The 16,657-nt window shown below is 64.3% G+C and carries 16 protein-coding genes; 1 reads left to right on the top strand and 15 read right to left on the bottom strand.

Going from position 1 to position 16,657, the window contains the following annotated elements; translation table 11 throughout:
* Positions 1-313: 313 nt before the first annotated feature.
* A complete protein-coding gene (gene ppsR / locus OKW45_RS20345) occupies positions 314-1,129 on the top strand; it encodes a posphoenolpyruvate synthetase regulatory kinase/phosphorylase PpsR (protein WP_013089690.1) in 816 nt (271 codons plus the stop codon).
* A 63-nt stretch (positions 1,130-1,192) separates the two neighbouring features.
* Here ppsR and OKW45_RS20340 read toward each other — a convergent pair whose 3' ends face one another.
* The 15 genes from OKW45_RS20340 to tsf all read right to left on the bottom strand — a co-directional run bounded on the left by OKW45_RS20340 (position 1,193) and on the right by tsf (position 16,475).
* Entirely contained in the window at positions 1,193-1,981 is a 789-nt protein-coding gene (locus OKW45_RS20340; RefSeq protein WP_026225319.1) for a TrmH family RNA methyltransferase, read from the bottom strand.
* Between the two features lie 92 nt (positions 1,982-2,073).
* Positions 2,074-2,823: a ribonuclease HII gene (gene rnhB / locus OKW45_RS20335; RefSeq protein ID WP_429470687.1), complete on the bottom strand. Its 750-nt coding sequence runs from the start codon at positions 2,821-2,823 to the stop codon at positions 2,074-2,076.
* Positions 2,820-3,989, bottom strand: coding sequence for a lipid-A-disaccharide synthase (gene lpxB, locus OKW45_RS20330; RefSeq protein ID WP_018417659.1), 1,170 nt, complete (start codon positions 3,987-3,989; stop codon positions 2,820-2,822). The genes rnhB and lpxB overlap by 4 nt, the downstream gene beginning before the upstream one ends.
* 3 nt (positions 3,990-3,992) lie before the next feature.
* Positions 3,993-4,781 (bottom strand): acyl-ACP--UDP-N-acetylglucosamine O-acyltransferase, encoded by a 789-nt coding sequence (gene lpxA / locus OKW45_RS20325; protein ID WP_018417658.1) that lies wholly within the window; start codon positions 4,779-4,781, stop codon positions 3,993-3,995.
* Between the two features lie 100 nt (positions 4,782-4,881).
* Entirely contained in the window at positions 4,882-5,346 is a 465-nt protein-coding gene (gene fabZ / locus OKW45_RS20320; protein WP_006048683.1) for a 3-hydroxyacyl-ACP dehydratase FabZ, read from the bottom strand.
* 185 nt (positions 5,347-5,531) lie between these two features.
* Positions 5,532-6,644, bottom strand: a complete 1,113-nt coding sequence (gene lpxD, locus OKW45_RS20315; RefSeq protein ID WP_018417656.1) for a UDP-3-O-(3-hydroxymyristoyl)glucosamine N-acyltransferase — start codon at positions 6,642-6,644, stop codon at positions 5,532-5,534.
* Between the two features lie 94 nt (positions 6,645-6,738).
* Positions 6,739-7,260: an OmpH/Skp family outer membrane protein gene (locus tag OKW45_RS20310; protein ID WP_026225318.1), complete on the bottom strand. Its 522-nt coding sequence runs from the start codon at positions 7,258-7,260 to the stop codon at positions 6,739-6,741.
* Positions 7,261-7,349: 89 nt separating this feature from the next.
* On the bottom strand, positions 7,350-9,653 hold the full coding sequence (gene bamA, locus OKW45_RS20305; protein WP_026225317.1) for an outer membrane protein assembly factor BamA: 2,304 nt from the start codon (positions 9,651-9,653) through the stop codon (positions 7,350-7,352).
* Positions 9,654-9,720: 67 nt separating this feature from the next.
* A complete protein-coding gene (gene rseP / locus OKW45_RS20300) occupies positions 9,721-11,115 on the bottom strand; it encodes an RIP metalloprotease RseP (RefSeq protein WP_018417653.1) in 1,395 nt (464 codons plus the stop codon).
* 7 nt (positions 11,116-11,122) lie between these two features.
* Complete coding sequence (locus tag OKW45_RS20295; RefSeq protein ID WP_429470685.1) at positions 11,123-12,328, bottom strand: 1-deoxy-D-xylulose-5-phosphate reductoisomerase; 1,206 nt, start codon at positions 12,326-12,328, stop codon at positions 11,123-11,125.
* A gap of 11 nt (positions 12,329-12,339) precedes the next feature.
* Positions 12,340-13,161 carry a phosphatidate cytidylyltransferase gene (locus tag OKW45_RS20290; protein WP_018417651.1) on the bottom strand — a complete coding sequence of 274 codons (822 nt, stop codon included), beginning with the start codon at positions 13,159-13,161 and terminating at the stop codon, positions 12,340-12,342.
* Complete coding sequence (gene uppS / locus OKW45_RS20285) at positions 13,155-13,937, bottom strand: polyprenyl diphosphate synthase (protein ID WP_018417650.1); 783 nt, start codon at positions 13,935-13,937, stop codon at positions 13,155-13,157. The genes OKW45_RS20290 and uppS overlap by 7 nt, the downstream gene beginning before the upstream one ends.
* Before the next feature lie 62 nt (positions 13,938-13,999).
* Positions 14,000-14,560, bottom strand: coding sequence for a ribosome recycling factor (gene frr / locus OKW45_RS20280; protein ID WP_013089702.1), 561 nt, complete (start codon positions 14,558-14,560; stop codon positions 14,000-14,002).
* Positions 14,561-14,657: 97 nt separating this feature from the next.
* Positions 14,658-15,371, bottom strand: coding sequence for a UMP kinase (pyrH, locus tag OKW45_RS20275; protein WP_018417648.1), 714 nt, complete (start codon positions 15,369-15,371; stop codon positions 14,658-14,660).
* Positions 15,372-15,593: 222 nt separating this feature from the next.
* Positions 15,594-16,475 (bottom strand): translation elongation factor Ts, encoded by an 882-nt coding sequence (gene tsf, locus OKW45_RS20270; protein ID WP_429470683.1) that lies wholly within the window; start codon positions 16,473-16,475, stop codon positions 15,594-15,596.
* Between the last annotated feature and the right edge of the window lie 182 nt (positions 16,476-16,657).

Below are 16,657 nucleotides of genomic sequence, written 5' to 3'. Positions count from 1 at the left end.
CGATCTGTCGCGTTCAACGCACATTGCCATTAGATAGCATGACGTTGAACGACCGTTCGCGGCAAGTTAGCGGCCAATCGCCTGCAATTGCTTATCCAACAGGTTGCCGTTATTCTACCGTGCCGACTCCTGAAATGTGACAGTCGGTCGAGAATTGCGCCTCGAATCGCGCCCCGAACGAGCCAGCGGGCTTTTGCGAGACCGCCCGCGCGGGCGCGAGCGTGGCGCGCCCGCCGCCGCGCGGTTTGATTCGAGCGCGTTGTCGCGCTCGCGCTTTCCGGCTAATTTGCCTTTCACGTTCACAGCTCCACTGATGCCGCCCACCGTATTCATCGTCTCAGACGGTACCGGGATTACTGCCGAAACCTTCGCGCATTCGATCCTCTCCCAGTTCGACCAGAAATTCCGCCTGGTCCGCGTGCCTTTCGTCGACTCGACCGAGAAGGCCTATGCGACGCTCGAAAAGATCAACGAAGCGGTCGTGCAGGACGGCCGTCGTCCGATCGTGTTCACCACGCTGGTCGATAGCTCGTCGAATCAGATCGTGAAGGATTCGAACGCGCTCGTGCTCGACATGTTCCAGACCTTCGTCGAGCCGCTCGAGCAGGAACTGGAGCTGAAGTCGAGCCACGCGATGGGCCGCGGCCACCAGAACGCGGACACCGAGGAGTACAAGAACCGGATCGAGGCGATCAATTTCTCGCTCGCGCACGACGACGGTCAATCGAACCGCAATCTCGCAGACGCCGACGTGATTCTCGTCGGCGTGTCGCGCAGCGGCAAGACGCCGACGAGCCTTTATCTGGCGATGCAGTACGGCGTGAAAGCGGCGAACTATCCGCTGATTCCCGAAGATTTCGAACGCGGCAAGCTGCCCACGCCGCTGCTCGAGCATCGGCAGAAGATGTTCGGGTTGTCGATCGATCCGCAGCGCTTGTCGGAAATCCGCAACGAGCGGCGGCCGGGTAGCAAGTATGCGGCGCTGGAAAACTGTCGCTACGAGATCAACGAAGCGGAAGCGATGATGCGGCGCGAGGGGATCAAGTGGCTGTCGTCGACGCACAAGTCGATCGAGGAGATCGCGACGACGATCCTGCAGGAGATCAAGCTGGATCGGCCGTCGTATTGACGGACAGCCGGGCAGGCATTGCGTTGCCGCGCCAGAGCCCTGGCAACGCCACTTACGGTGAGTCTACTTTTTGCGCCCGCGCTGCTGCCGGCACTGCTCGAACAGGCAGACCGCCGCCGCGGCCGCCACGTTCAGCGACTCCATGCCGCCGGGCTGCGGGATCGTCACGCGCAACGACACGGCATCGCGCCACACCTGCGACACGCCCGCCCCTTCGTTTCCGAACACCCACGCGAGCGGCCTGCTCAGGTCACAGTCGTAGATCGCTTCGGCACCGTGCGAATCTGTGATGGCGACCGGTACCGCGAGCCGTTCGATCAGCGCACGCGCTTCGACATCCTCATGAATCTGCAACAGGAAGTGCGCGCCCATCCCGGAACGCAGCACCTTCGACGACCACGCGTATGCGGTGCCCGGCGCGCAGAACACGTGCTCGATACCCGCAGCCGCTGCGCTGCGCAGAATCGATCCGACGTTGCCCGCGTCCTGCACGCCGTCGAGCACGAGACAGTTTTGCTCGACGCGCTCGGGCAGCGGCGCGTCGAGCTTCTCGACGAGCAGCAGAATTCCGACCCCATGCACGACATTCGACAACTGCCCGAACAATGCATCCGGTAACGTCACGAGCCGATGCTCACCGATGCGCGAAACGATCGCCCGCGCTTCGTCGTGACGCAGCGCGCCATCAGTGACGACGCATAGCTCCGGCTGACCGGCGATATCGAGATACGTGCTCGCGAGATGGAAGCCCTCGAGCAGCGCGTGGCCGCTGCGGCGCTGTTGATGCGTCGAGCCCGCCAGTGCCTTCAGGCGCTTGTAGAGCGGATTGTCCCGCGAGGTGATGGCTTTCACAGGCAGCGAAGGCGGTGAGAAGGGAAAAGGAATCGGCGGCAATCAACGGCACGCAAGCGCGGAGCGCGCTCGAGCCGCGCTGATGGGGTCGGTCAAGCGAGGCCGGCCTCGCCGAACGCATCGCCGTCGAGCAGCAGCGCGTCGGCCACGATGACGGCGTCCGCCGGCGGCAACGGCACGCCTGTGCCGAACCGCAGATGCGCTTCGCGCACCGGCGCGAACGACCGCCGATGATGTTCGCACGGCCCATGCTCGAGCAGCGCCGCGAGATGCTGCGGCGTGCCGTAACCGGCATGCGCGTCGAAGCCGTACATCGGATACGCCTGGTGCAGTTCGACCAGCATGCGGTCGCGCGTGACCTTCGCGAGAATCGACGCAGCCGAAATGCTCTTCACGAGCGCGTCGCCGCCGATCACGGCTTCGCTACGAATACTGAGCGTCGGGCAACGGTTGCCGTCGATCTTCACGAGCGTCGGCACGACCGACAGGCCCTCGACCGCGCGTTTCATCGCGAGCATGGTGGCGTGCAGGATGTTCAGCGAATCGATTTCCTCGACTGTCGCCGACGCGATGCAGTACGCGAGCGCACGCTCGACGATCTTGTCGTACAGCGCTTCGCGCTTGAGTGCGCTCAGCACCTTCGAATCGTCGAGGCCGCGGATCATCGGTTTGGCGGGATCGAAAATCACCGCCGCCGCGACGACCGGACCAGCCAGCGGTCCGCGCCCTGCCTCGTCGACGCCGCAGACGATGTCGTCGGCGCTCTCGAAGTTCAGGCCGGCTTGCGCCACGACCCGAACGGTGGCCGCGATCTTCCTGCGAGGCGCGGGCGCGGCGGTCATGGCCGCCCCGCCCGCTGCTCGACGACGCTCGCCACGACTTCGGCCGCGCGCTGCGCGGTGTTCTGCTTCAGCACGTGATGCATCTCCGTGAAGATTTCCTTCAGCGTGCGCCGGTTCGCCTCGTCGCGCAACTGTTTCAGCGTCGCCTCGGCGAGCGCCTGCGGCGTCGCGAAGTGCTGCAGGATCTCCGGCACCACGAAACGCCCGGCCAGGATGTTCGGCAGGCCGACGTACGGCAGATAGCCCTGCCGGCGCATGATCTGGCCGGTTAGCCAGGGCACTTTGTACGAAATCACCATCGGCTTTTTCAGCAGCGCGGCTTCGAGCGTGACGGTGCCGCTCTTCACGAGAATCGCGTCGGCGGCGGTCATCGCGAGTTGCGACTGCCCTTCGGTGATGGTCAGCGCGAGGCCCGGATGCGCATCGACGAGCGGCTGCAGCAACGCGCGCAACGCGGGCGTCGCCGCCGGCATCACGAAGCGCACGCTGGGCTCCTGGTGCTGCATCATCTCCATCGCCGCGAAGAACGTCGGGCCGATCAGGTCGATCTCGGAGCGCCGGCTGCCCGGCAGCACCGCGATCACCGGCCCGCTTTCCGCGAGATCGAGCGCGCGGCGCGCACCGAGGGTGTCAGGTTCGAGCGGGATCTGATCGGCCAGCGGATGCCCGACGTACGACGCCGCGACACCCGCCTTTTCAAGCAGCGCGGTTTCGAACGGGAACACGCACAGCATGTGGTCGACGGCCTTGGCGATCTTTTTGATGCGCCCGCCACGCCACGCCCAGATGGACGGGCAGACGAAGTGCACGGTCGGAATGCCGGCGTCGCGCAGTGCGTGCTCGAGCCCGAAATTGAAGTCGGGCGCGTCGACGCCGACGAATACGGACGGCGGTTCGGCGAGCAGTTGACGCTTGAGCTCGTTGCGGATACCGAGGATTTCGGGAATGTGCCGCAGTGCTTCGACATAGCCGCGCACCGTCAGCTTTTCCATCGGCCAGTGGGCGTCGAAGCCCGCGGCCATCATGCGCGGACCACCGATGCCGTAGTACTGGGTGGTGGCCGGCAGCGTGCTGGCGAGACCGTCGAGCAGCGACGCGGCGAGCAGGTCGCCGGACGGCTCGCCGGCCACCATCGCGACGCGCAGCGGACTGGGTTGCAACGTCATCGGTTAGCGGATGATGCCGCGCTGCGACGCTTCGACGAACGTGAGCAGCGTCTGCACCGGGGCGTCGCCGTCACCGCCGGCCGAACCGAGTTCCTTCAATTGCACCTTCGCTTCTTCGAGCGACAGGCCGTTCTTGTACAGCACGCGATACGCGGTGCGCAGCACCGAGATCGCGTCGGCCGAGAAGCCGCGGCGGCGCAACCCTTCGACGTTGATGCCGTGCGGCTCGGCCTTGTTGCCCGCGGCGATCACGTACGGCGGCACGTCCTGCACGAGCGCCGACGCGCCGCCGAGCATCGAATGCGCACCGATGCGCACGAACTGATGCACGCCCGACATGCCGCCGATGATCGCGTAGTCGCCGATCGTCACGTGACCGGCCATCTGCGCGTTACTCGACAGAATCACGTTGTTGCCGACGTGGCAGTCGTGACCAATGTGCACGTAGGCCATGATCCAGTTGTCGTCGCCGAGCGTGGTGACGCCCGCGTCCTGCACCGTGCCGGTGTGGATCGTCGTGAACTCGCGGATCATGTTGCGGTTGCCGATCACGAGCCTGGTCGGCTCGTCCCGGTACTTCATGTCCTGCGGGCGGCCGCCGACCGATGCGTAATGGCCGATGCGGTTGTCTTCACCGAGCGTGGTATAGCCTTCGATCACGCTGTGCGAGCCGACCGTGCTGCGCGCACCGATCGTCACGTGTGCGCCGATCACGGCATAGGGTCCGACTTCGACGGATTCGTCGAGCTGCGCGCCCGGCTCGATGATCGCAGTGGGATGGATCCTGCTCATGCGTCCTCGCTTCTGATTCTGTTGCGTTGTGTGGATGGCCTTGCCGTCAGGGCCATCGCGCGCGTGCCTTGCCGCGCCGCGACCTGCCCCGACACGGGCTTTACGCGTCTTTGTCCGTGTGGCGCACTGCGCACATCAGATCGGCTTCCGCCGCGACGACGCCATCCACTTCGGCGCGCGCCTTGAACTTCCAGATGCCGCGCATGTGACGCTCGAACGTGCAGTTCAGGATCAGCTGATCGCCCGGTTCCACCACGCGCTTGAAGCGCGCGTTGTCGATGCCGACGAACAGGTACAGCGTGTTCGACGGATCGCTCGGTTCTTCCGAGAACGTCAGCAGCGCCGCGGTCTGCGCGAGCGCTTCGAGGATCAGCACGCCTGGCATCACCGGCCGCGTCGGGAAATGTCCCTGGAAATACGGCTCATTGATCGACACGTTCTTCAACGCTTTGATGCTCTTGTGCGGTTCGAGTTCGAGCACCCGGTCGACCAGCAGGATCGGATAACGATGCGGCAGCAGCGTGAGAATCTTATGAATGTCGAGATTGATTTTTTCGGTGCTCATGGTGTTTCTGCTCACGCATTGACTGCGCGATGATGACTGCGGATGCTGGTGCAGGTGGGTTGAAAACGCGCACGACCGGCGCCTCTGATGACCGGTGGCCGTGCCACCCGGTCACGGCCACCGGCTTCGCTTCATGATGCTCGACCACTATTTTACGTGGTGCCGATGGGTCGCCGGGATAACTGTCAGATCTTGTTGCCTGCGGGTTGACCTGCGGCGCCGTCAGTGGCATTGCCGGCTTTGTCGACGGTGGCGTTCTCCAGCGCTTTGATGCGATCGCGAAGCTTGTCGATATTGCGCAGCAGCGCGGCGCTTTTGTTCCAGTCCGCGTGGTTCACGGCCGGGAACGCGCTCGTGTACATGCCGGGCTTCAGCAGCGACTTAGACACGCCCGACTTTGCGGTGACGATCACGTAATCGGCGAGCGTCACGTGTCCGGCGATGCCGACCGCGCCGCCGATCATGCAATGACGGCCGATCGTCGTGCTGCCCGCAATGCCCGCGCAGCCCGCGATCACCGTGTAGGCGCCGACCTTGCAGTTGTGGCCGATCTGCACGAGGTTGTCGATCTTCACGCACTCCTCGATGATCGTGTCGGCCATCGCGCCGCGGTCGATCGTGGTGTTCGCGCCGATTTCGACGTCGTTCGCGATCGACACGCCGCCGACCTGGGGAATCTTCACCCAACTGCCGGTGCGCGCGTCGCCCTCGCCGACGAAGTCCGGTGCGAAGCCGAAGCCGTCCGAGCCGATCACCGCGCCGGCGTGGACGATCACGCGCTCGCCGAGCTTGCAGCCGTGGTACACGGTCACGTTCGGATACAGATGCGCGTTCGCGCCGACACGCGTGCCGCGGCCGATCACGACGTTGGCGTCGAGCCGCGCATGCTCGCCGATCACCGCGCCCGCTTCCACGGTGACACGCGGACCGATCACCGCGCTCGCGGCGACCTGGGCGGCAGGATCGATGGTTGCGCTCGGATGCACGCCGGGGACCGCCCTCGGCGCGGCCAGGTCGATGAAGGTTTGCGCGATGCGCGCAAAGTAAGCGTAGGGATTCGGCGTGACGATGAAGTTTCGAGCTTCGCGCGAGGCGAGCTTCGCAAGGTCGCCGGCATTGATCAGCACTGCGCCGGCGCGGGTCGTTTCGACCTGCGACAGATATTTCGGATTGGCGAGGAACGCCAACTGGTCCGGCCCTGCCTGGTCGAGCGGCGCAAGACTGCTCACGCGCTGCGCCCCGTTACCGACTAATTCACCGCCGAACCGCTGGACGATGTCCTCGAGCGTAAATGCCATGCCTATCCTGTCTCCAACCCGTTCAATCATTGGAGGGCGCGCGCCGAGGCGTGCGGGGCGACCGTGCGCCGCCCTCAGTTGCCCTCAGTTGCCCTCAATTGCCCGATGCCGCCAGTGCCTTCAGCACCTGGTCGGTGATATCGATGCGCGGGCTCACGTACACCGCTTCCTGGACGATCAGATCGTAGTGCTGCGTTTCGGCGATCTGCTTGATGACCTTGTTCGCGCGATCGAGCACCGCCGCGAGTTCCTCGTTGCGGCGCTGGTTCAGGTCTTCGCGGAACTCACGCTGCTTGCGTTGGAAGTCCGAGTCGAGCTGCGACAGGTCGCGCTGCTTCTGCGCGCGATCGGTCGCCGACATTGTCGCGCCATTCTTGTCGAGTGCATCGGACATCGACTTGAGCTTTTGCGCCATGTCGGCGAGATCCTTGTCCCGCTTCGCGAATTCGGCCTCGAGCTTCAGCTGCGCGGCTTTCGCCGCCGCCGATTCGCGCAGGATGCGGTCGGAATTCACCGCGGCGATTCTCGCCTCCTGCGCGTGCGCCATGCCGACCCCGAGGGTCATTGCCAGCGCCAATGCGCACGCTACACGTTTCGAAAACATACCGGTTAGCAAAGTCATCCTCTCGATACTGTAGTTTGGCCGGGTCCGCCGCCGCAGCCGGCCGCCGGCAACGCCGGCCGCCGGGAACACCCGCCGCCCGATCAGAACGCGGTCCCGATCTGGAACTGGAACTTCTGGTACTGGTCGCCAGTGTGCTTCGTGAGCGGGAAGCCAAGGCTCAACTTGAGCGGGCCGATCGGCGAGATCCACGCGAGACCAACACCGTAGCCGTAACGCAGGCCATTTGCGCCGATGCTGTTACCTTCCGTTCCCCACACGTTACCGGCGTCGAGGAAGGTGAACACACGCAGCGTGCGATCGTAGCCCGTGCCCGGCAGCGGGAACGTGAGCTCGATATTGCCGACGAGCAGCTTCGAGCCGCCGATCGGGTCGCCGGTCTTCGCGTCGCGCGGACCGAGCGAGCTCGGCTCGTAGCCGCGGACCGAACCGATACCGCCGGCGAAGTAGTTCTTGAAAATCGGATATGGCTTGCCGCCAAGGCCGTTACCGTAACCGCCCTGGAAGTTGAAGCCCAGCACGAAGCCCCGCGCGAACGAGTAATAGTACTGCGCGTTGATGTCGGCCTTGTAGTACTGCGTGCCGCCGACCGGCGTGCCGTACTCGGCGTTCGCCTGCGTGAAGTAGCCGCGGCTCGGCACCAGTGCGCTGTCGCGCGCGTCCCGCGACCAGCCGACCGTCAGCGGTACGTTGTTCGACACGCGGCCGAACTCGTGCACGTAGTCTATATAGCTTTGCGGCGTGTTCGAGTCGATGTCGAGCTGATTCTGCTCGAAGCCCACGCCGAAAAATACCGTGTCGACTTCAGAGAACGGGATGCCGAACTTCAGGTCACCGCCGATCGTGACGATCTTGAAGCTCGAATCGGTCGAATAGTACAGCGGCTGGTACGTGCGGTAGTAGACGTCGGTGATCCGCTTGATGCCGTCCACCGTGAAGTACGGGTCGACCTGCGTGACCGTCAGCGTACGGTACGTCTTCGCGGTATTGATGTTCACCGAGAGGCTCGTGCCGGAGCCGAACACGTTGTCCTGCGAGATACCCGCCGACAGCACCACCTTGTCCGTCGATGAGAAGCCCGCGCCAAGCGTGATCGCGCCGGTCGGCTTTTCGGCGACCTTCACGTCGATGTCGACCTGGTCGGGCGTGCCTTCGACCGGCACCGTGGTCACGTCGACGTCGGTGAAGTAGCCGAGACGGTTGATACGATCCTTCGACAGCGCGAGGCGGTTCGAATCGAACCACGAGCTTTCGAGCTGGCGCATTTCACGGCGCACCACTTCGTCGCGCGTGCGCGTGTTGCCGACCACGTTGATGCGGCGCACGTACACGCGACGGCTCGGGTCGACCTGAAGCGTCAGGTCGACGGTGTGGTTGTTCTGGTCGATCTGCGGCTGTGCATTGACGGTCGCGAACGCGTAGCCGTACTCGCCGAGCTTGTCGACGATCGCCTTCGTGGTGGCCTGCAGCTTTTCGGCCGAGAAGCGGTCGCCCGGCTTGATCTTGATCAGCTTCTTCAGCTCCGCTTCGCGGTCTAGCAGATTGCCGGCGAGGCGGATGTTCGAAATCGTGTACGGCTGACCTTCATGCAGCGTGACCGTCAGGTACATGTCCTTCTTGTCCGGCGAAATCGACACCTGGGTCGATTCGATGCTGAACTCGAGATAGCCGCGGTTCAGGTAGTACGAGCGGACGTTCTCGAGGTCGCCGGTGAGCTTGTCTTTCGCGTATAGGTCGTTCTTCGTGTACCACGAGAACCAGTTCGGCGTGGACAGCTGCATTTCGTCGCGCAGCGTGCCGGTGCTGAATGTCTTGTTGCCGATGAAGTTGATCTGACGGATCTTCGCGCTCGGACCTTCGGCCACCGAGAACAGGATGCCGACGCGGTTGCGGTCGATCGGCGTGATCGTCGTGGTGACTTCAGCCGCGTAAAATCCGCGCGTCAGATACTGGCGCTTCAGTTCCTGCTCGGCCTTGTCGACGAGGGCCTTGTCGTAGTAGCGGCCTTGCGACAGCCCGACCGCGCGCAGCGCCTTGATCAGGTTGTCCTTGTCGAACTCGTGGATACCGGCGAAGTCGATCGTGCCGATGGCCGGGCGCTCTTGCACCTGCACGATCACCACGTTGCCTTCGGTCGCGATCTTGACGTCGTTGAAGAAGCCCGTCGCGTACAGCGCGCGAATCGCTTCGGACGCCTTGTCGTCGGAAAAGGTATCGCCTTGCTTGATGGGCAGGTACGCGAACACCGTGCCCGGTTCGACGCGTTGCAATCCCTCAATGCGAATGTCTTGCACCACGAAGGGCGTCGTTGCGTGAGCAACCAGCCCATGCGCGGCGAACGCCGCGGCTACAACCGTCTTTGGACCAAAGCGATGAGGTTTGAACAACGTGCTTCCCCAGTGTGTATAGCTGCATCAGGCCTGGCGGCCGCCCTCGTGAACGCCGCCGGACACTTTAAAAATGGATTAAACGAGCCAGATCGTTGAACAGCGCAATCGCCGACAACGCGACGATGCAGGCAAGCCCCGCTCTCTGAAAAACGAGTTGCCAGCGATCGGAGACAACTTTACCGGTCACAGCTTCAACCAAGTAATATAACAGATGACCCCCGTCCAATACCGGAATTGGTAGCAGGTTCAGCACGCCGAGGCTAATGCTGACAAGGGCCAGGAACGACAGAAACGCGGCAGGACCCAGACGTGCGCTCTTTCCCGCGTAGTCGGCGATCGTCACCGGACCGGACAGATTCTTCAGCGACGCCTCGCCGACGATCATCCGGCCGAACATCCTGACCGAGTACACCGCGAGATCCCAGGTACGGCGCGCGCCGAGGTGGAGGCTCTCGAGCGGCCCGTAGCGCACGTCGATCGACGGCACCTGGGTCGCCAGCTCCGCGCCGATGCGGCCGATCTGCTGCCCGCTCGCCGCATCGCGCTGCAGCTGCGGCACGATGGTGATTTCTTCGAGCGCGCCCGCCGCATGACCGCCACGGCCGCCGCGCTCCACCCGCAGCGTGACCGGCACGCCGGCGTGCGACTTTACAAATGCGATGAAGGCCGAGGCGTTATCGGTCGGCGTGCCGTTGATCGCGCGCAGCCGATCGCCGGCGACGAGCCCCGCCTTTTGCGCGGCGCTACCCGCCTGCACGCCCGCCACCGTCAGCTTGCCGCCGCCGGGCTCGAAGCCGAGGCGCGACATCAGATCGTCGTCGACGTCTTTCTCGCCGAGGCCGCGCAGGTCCATCGGAAAATCGGACGTGCCGTGCGCGTCCTTTGCACTGAGCACGATGCGCTGCTGATCGAACGCGGCGCCGAGCAGCTTCCAGCGCAGATCCGACCACGACCGCACCGGCTCGGTCTCATCGCTATGGCCGGTGCGCACACCGACTATCGTCTCGCCGCCCTCGAAACCCGCCAGCGCGGCCGGCGTGTTCGGCGCGGGTGTCGCGATCACGGCGGCCGGTTCGGTCACGCCAGTTGCGAACACGAGCGCGAACAGCACGATCGCGAGCAGGAAATTCGCGACCGGACCGGCCGCGACGATCGCGAAGCGCCGCCACACCGACTGGCGGTTGAACGCATGCGGCAGATCCGCTTCGGGAATCGAACCGGGGCCGGTCTCGCGCTCATCGAGCATCTTCACGTAGCCGCCGAGTGGCAGCGCGGCAATCGTCCACTCGGTGCCCGTCTTCGGACTGACCCACTGAACGAGCGGCTTGCCGAAGCCGATTGAAAAGCGCAGCACCTTCACGCCGCACAGACGCGCGACGCTGTAGTGCCCGTACTCGTGGACCACCACGAGTACGCCAATCGCAACCGCGAACGCGAGCAGTTCGATCAGCAGGTTCATAGGCGCCTCACTGGACGGCGCGTTCCGTGCGACGGGCGCCGTCAGGCAGACGCGCGATGAATTCGGTAGCAGCTCGGCGCGCGGCGGCGTCCGCCTCGATGACGTCGTCGAGCGCGTGCGCGCTGCGGTTCGGCAACGCGTTCAGCACCGAGTCGACCGCCTCGGCAATCGCCATGAAGCCGATGCGGCGCGCGAGAAACGCCTCCACCGCGACCTCGTTCGCGGCGTTCAACGCCGCGCTCGCGACGCCGCCTTCCGCGAGCGCCTTCATGGCGAGCGCGAGGCACGGGAAGCGCGCGTAGTCGGGTTTTTCGAACGATAGCGACGCGATCTCCGCGAGATCGAGCTGCGCGACGCCGGAATCGACGCGATCCGGAAACGCGAGCGCGTGCGCGATCGGCGTGCGCATATCGGGGTTGCCGAGCTGCGCGAGCACCGAGCCGTCCGCATACGACACCAGCGAATGAATCACGCTCTGCGGATGGATCAGCACGTCGATGCGCTCGCCGGGCAGGTTGAACAGCCAGTGCGCCTCGATCACTTCGAGGCCCTTGTTCATCATCGTGGCCGAGTCGACCGAGATCTTGCGGCCCATCACCCAGTTCGGATGCTTGCAGGCTTCGTCAGGCGTCACGTCGACCAGCGTGGCCGGTTCGCGCGTGCGGAACGGACCGCCCGACGCGGTCAGGATGATCTTCGAGACGCCGCCATGCAGCGACGCTTCGCGCGGCAGGCACTGGAAAATCGCGTTGTGTTCGCTGTCGACCGGCAGCAGCACCGCGCCGTTGTCGCGCACCGCGTCCATGAAGATCGCGCCGGACATCACCAGCGCTTCCTTGTTCGCGAGCAGGATGCGCTTGCCGGTGCGCGCCGCGGCAAGGCTCGGCGCGAGACCGGCCGCGCCGACGATCGCCGCGACCACCGTGTCGCAGCCCTCGCTCTTCGCCACGTCGACGAGCGCCTGCGGCCCGTACGTGACCTCGGTCTTGCTGCCCGCTTCGCGCAGCTTCGCGGCGACCTTCGCGGCCGTGTCGGCGTCGCCGACCACCGCCACTTCGGGCGCAAAGCGCAGGCATTGCCCGACGAGCTTGTCGCCGTTGCGATGCGCGCTCAGCGCGTAAATCGAAAAACGCTCGGGGTGACGCGCGACCACGTCGAGCGTACTGTCTCCAATCGAGCCCGTGGAACCGAGCAATGTCAGACGTTTTTGCATATCTCTTTTCTCTAGCCGAGCAGCAGCATGGCGAGCGGCAGCACCGGCAACAACGCGTCGATGCGATCGAGCACGCCGCCGTGCCCCGGCAACAGTCCGCTCGAGTCTTTGACGCCGGCCTGGCGTTTCATCATCGATTCGAACAGGTCACCGACCACGCTGAAAACCACCAGCAGGGTCAGCGCGAGCACCGTGCGCAGCGCACCCAGTTGCGCCAGCAGCGCAGAATACAGGGTCGGCTCGAACGCGTGCAAAAAGATCGCCGCCGCCGCGACGATCATGACCAGCAGCCAGCCACCGATCGCCCCCTCCCAGGTTTTACCCGGACTGATGGCTGGCGCCAGCTTGTGCTTGCCAAATGCCTTCCCGGAGAAGTATGCGCCGATATCGGCAAGCCATACCAACAGCAGCAGCGACAGCACGAACGGCACACCCTGCATGCGCGCAGCGACGAGAGCATGCCAGCACGCGATGAAACCAACGATTCCGGCAAGAAACAGAAAGGCGCGCCAGGCGCCCTGCGCGAGCACGGGCTTGCGCAGCAGCACGAACGGACCGGCGATCACCCAGAAAATCGACGCCGCCTGGAAGAACGGCCGCGCAGGCTCGGTGCCGATGCCCACCCGCGTACTGGTGACGAGTCCGAGTGCCGCGACGAGCGCGTACAGCACCGGGCCCGCGCCGCCGAGCTTTAGCAGGCGCGCCCACTCCCACGCGGCGAACACGACGACGAAAGCGATCAGCGCGCCGAATGCGCCGACAGGCGCGAACAGCGTGACAGGCAGGAACACTGCCAGCAACACGATCGCCGTGATGACACGGGTCTTTAGCATGGAAGCGAATCGACGTTCTGCGATTGCGGCTCAAGCTGAGCACTGGTGCGGCCGAAGCGGCGTTCCCGCTCCGCGTACGAAGCGATGGCGTGACCGAGCGCGTCGGCGTCGAAATCCGGCCAGAACGTGTCGGTGAAATAGAACTCGGTGTAGGCAAGCTGCCACAGCAGGAAGTTGCTGACGCGGCGCTCGCCGCCGGTGCGGATGAACAGGTCCGGCTCGGGTGCGTAGGCCATCGACAGGTGCTCGGCGAACGCGTCCTCGTTGACCTCGACCGGCTTGCCCGCCGCCGCCGCTTGCTCGACGAGCTTGCGGGTGGCCTGCATGATGTCCCAGCGCCCGCCGTAGTTCGCGGCGATGGTCAGCGTGAGACGGGCGTTGCGCGCGGTCTTGGTTTCCGCGCGCTTGATCAGATCGCGGATCTTGTCGTCGAAACGCTCGAGATCGCCCACCACGCGCAAACGGATACCGTTCGCGTGCAGCTTGCCGATCTCGCGCTCGAGCGCGGTAACGAACAGGCGCATCAGGAACGATACTTCCTCGTTCGGACGGCGCCAGTTCTCCGAGCTGAACGCGAACAGCGTCAGATATTCGACGCCCCGCCGCGCGCACGCCTCGACGGCCGCCCGCACCGCGTCGACGCCGCGCGTATGGCCCGCCACGCGGGGCAGACGCCGCTGCGTGGCCCAACGGCCGTTGCCATCCATGATGATCGCGATATGTCGCGGCACCGCGGCGACTTCAGGCACGCGCACGGTTGAGCTGGTATAGGTCATGGCCGTTGGGACAGTAATGCCAGTAAAGAAGTGGAAATCAGAAGGTGCTGAGCCGAACGGCGTCAGACCGTCATGATCTCGGCTTCTTTCGTTGTGACGAGCTTGTCGATTTCGGCGACGAACTTGTCCGTCAGCTTCTGGACGTCGTCACCGGCACGACGCTCGTCGTCTTCCGAGATTTCCTTGTCCTTGACGAGCTTCTTCAGTTGCTCGTTGGCGTCGCGGCGCAGGTTGCGCACGGCCACCTTGGCCGTTTCGGCTTCGCTGCGAACGACCTTGGTCAGCTCGCGGCGACGCTCTTCGGTCAACGCGGGCATCGGTACGCGGATCACATCGCCATGGGTAGCTGGGTTCAGACCGAGATCCGACTCGCGGATCGCCTTTTCGACGACCTGGACCATTTTCTTTTCCCACGGCTGCACGCCGATCGTGCGCGCGTCGATCAGCGTCAGGTTCGCGACCTGCGAAATCGGCACCGGCGAGCCATAGTAGTCGCACTGGATATGATCGAGCAGGCCCGTGTGCGCACGGCCCGTGCGGATCTTCGACAGGTCGTTCTTGAACGCGTCGATGGAGCGCTGCATCTTCTGTTCAGCGCCCTTCCTGATATCAGCCACAGACATTTTTAAACCTCCGAACCTTCAAAACGGTGCGAGCCGCCCGGCACGCTCGATGCGGCGGCCCGGGCTCGCGTCAAAGCCCACGTAAAGTAAACGAAGTTTACACGTGGACGAGGGTGCCCTCGTCCTCACCTAGCACGATGCGCTTGAGCGCACCGGGTTTGACGATCGAAAACACGCGGATCGGCAGCTTCTGGTCGCGGCACAGAGCGAAAGCCGTCGCATCCATCACCTGCAGATTGCGGCCGATTGCCTCGTCGAAGCTGATCGTGCTGTAGCGGGTCGCGCTCGAATCCTTCTTCGGATCGGCCGAATAGACGCCGTCCACCTTGGTCGCCTTCAGCACCACTTCCGCGCCGATTTCCGCGCCGCGCAATGCAGCGGCCGTGTCGGTCGTGAAGAACGGGTTGCCGGTGCCGGCCGCGAAGATCACGACCTTGCCTTCCTCGAGCTGGCGGATCGCGCGGGGCCGGATGTACGGCTCGACGACCTGGTCCATGCGCAGCGCCGATTGCACGCGCGCCTCGATGCCGGCGTGGCGCATCGCGTCCTGCAGCGCCAGCGCGTTCATCATCGTGGCGAGCATACCCATGTAGTCGGCCGTTGCGCGGTCCATACCCGCCGCACCGCCCGCGACGCCGCGAAAAATATTGCCGCCGCCGATCACCACGGCCAGTTGCGTTCCGAGACGGACCACTTCGGCCACGTCCGCCACCATTCGTTCGATGGTTCCGCGATTGATGCCGAAGGCATCGTCGCCCATCAGAGCTTCACCGGAGAGTTTGAGCAGGACGCGTTTATAGGCAATGGGCATAGGGGTATCCAGATCGCGCGGAACAGGGCAACAACAAGGGACTAATGTAGGGGTGAAATGCTGATTCGGGCAAGCACCGCCAAATTGGCGAACCCTAGGGTTCGCCAGCGGCGGCCGCGCCGCGAGGGTCAACTCGTGCGCGGCCTTGCGGCGCTGCCGACCGCAGCGAGGTCTTGCCTCGCCGCGGGTCCAAACGGTACGGCGGTGAAGCTTAGGTAACGCTTATTGTTGCTTTGCAGCAGCGACCTGGGCGGCCACTTCCGCTGCGAAGTCGTCCTGCTTCTTCTCGATCCCTTCGCCGACCACGAACAGCGCGAACTTCTGCACGCTTGAGTTGCCCGCCTTCAGCATCTGCTCGATCGTCTGCTTGTCGTTCTTCACGAACGTCTGGTTCAGCAGCGACACTTCCTTCAGGTACTTCTGCACGCTGCCGTCGACCATCTTCGCGACGATTTCAGCCGACTTGCCCGATTCGGCGGCCTTCTGTTCAGCGATGCTGCGTTCCTTGGCGATCAGGTCCGCCGGCACGTCGTCCGACGACAGTGAGACCGGCTTCATCGCGGCGATGTGCATTGCCACGTCCTTGCCGACCTGCTCGTCCGCGCCGGTGTACTCGACCAGCACGCCGATGCGCGTGCCGTGCAGGTACGCCGCCAACTTGTTCGCGGTGTCGAAGCGCACGAAACGGCGAATCGACAGGTTTTCGCCGATCTTGCCGACCAGCGCGAGGCGCACTGCGTCTACGGTCTGGCCGTCGAGCGGCAGTGCCGACAACGCGGCGACGTCAGCCGGGTTTTGCGTCGCGACGAGTTCGGCGACCTTCTTCGAGAATGCGAGGAAGTCGTCGTTCTTCGAGACGAAGTCGGTTTCGCAGTTCAGCTCGACGAGCGAACCAGCGTTGCCGTTGATGAACGATGCGACGACGCCTTCGGCCGTCACGCGCGATGCCGCCTTGCTCGCCTTGTTGCCGAGCTTCACGCGCAGCAGTTCTTCAGCGCGCGCCAGATCGCCGTCGGCTTCCGTCAGCGCCTTCTTGCATTCCATCATCGGCGCGTCGGTCTTCGCGCGCAGTTCTGCAACCATGCTTGCGGTAATTGCCGCCATCATTTGCTCCTTGAGTTCTGTCTGTCACACGCCGCCCGCATTTCGATGCCGGCGGCAGGAATTCGTTTCAGCGTTTTCGCGCATTTTTTGCGAGCGACGCGCGACGCGTCGCCTCGAACACTCTGCCAGATGCCCGTTACGACAACTGTCATAGACGTCGCGGCTTAAAAAAAGGGGGCCTG

It is taken from the genome of Paraburkholderia lebeckiae (assembly GCF_050436225.1).
Taxonomy (GTDB): domain Bacteria; phylum Pseudomonadota; class Gammaproteobacteria; order Burkholderiales; family Burkholderiaceae; genus Paraburkholderia; species Paraburkholderia tuberum.
This window is presented reverse-complemented; position numbering and strand designations above follow the sequence as displayed.

Bases quoted from the DNA above. Each gene is read 5' to 3' on its own strand.
- ppsR (WP_013089690.1), top strand. From the start codon at position 314: ATGCCGCCCACCGTATTCATCGTCTCAGACGGTACCGGGATTACTGCC.
- rnhB (WP_429470687.1), bottom strand. From the start codon at position 2,823: ATGACCGCCGCGCCCGCGCCTCGCAGGAAGATCGCGGCCACCGTTCGG.
- lpxB (WP_018417659.1), bottom strand. From the start codon at position 3,989: ATGACGTTGCAACCCAGTCCGCTGCGCGTCGCGATGGTGGCCGGCGAG.
- lpxA (WP_018417658.1), bottom strand. From the start codon at position 4,781: ATGAGCAGGATCCATCCCACTGCGATCATCGAGCCGGGCGCGCAGCTC.
- fabZ (WP_006048683.1), bottom strand. From the start codon at position 5,346: ATGAGCACCGAAAAAATCAATCTCGACATTCATAAGATTCTCACGCTG.
- lpxD (WP_018417656.1), bottom strand. From the start codon at position 6,644: ATGGCATTTACGCTCGAGGACATCGTCCAGCGGTTCGGCGGTGAATTA.
- rseP (WP_018417653.1), bottom strand. From the start codon at position 11,115: ATGAACCTGCTGATCGAACTGCTCGCGTTCGCGGTTGCGATTGGCGTA.
- OKW45_RS20295 (WP_429470685.1), bottom strand. From the start codon at position 12,328: ATGCAAAAACGTCTGACATTGCTCGGTTCCACGGGCTCGATTGGAGAC.
- OKW45_RS20290 (WP_018417651.1), bottom strand. From the start codon at position 13,161: ATGCTAAAGACCCGTGTCATCACGGCGATCGTGTTGCTGGCAGTGTTC.
- uppS (WP_018417650.1), bottom strand. From the start codon at position 13,937: ATGACCTATACCAGCTCAACCGTGCGCGTGCCTGAAGTCGCCGCGGTG.
- frr (WP_013089702.1), bottom strand. From the start codon at position 14,560: ATGTCTGTGGCTGATATCAGGAAGGGCGCTGAACAGAAGATGCAGCGC.
- pyrH (WP_018417648.1), bottom strand. From the start codon at position 15,371: ATGCCCATTGCCTATAAACGCGTCCTGCTCAAACTCTCCGGTGAAGCT.
- tsf (WP_429470683.1), bottom strand. From the start codon at position 16,475: ATGGCGGCAATTACCGCAAGCATGGTTGCAGAACTGCGCGCGAAGACC.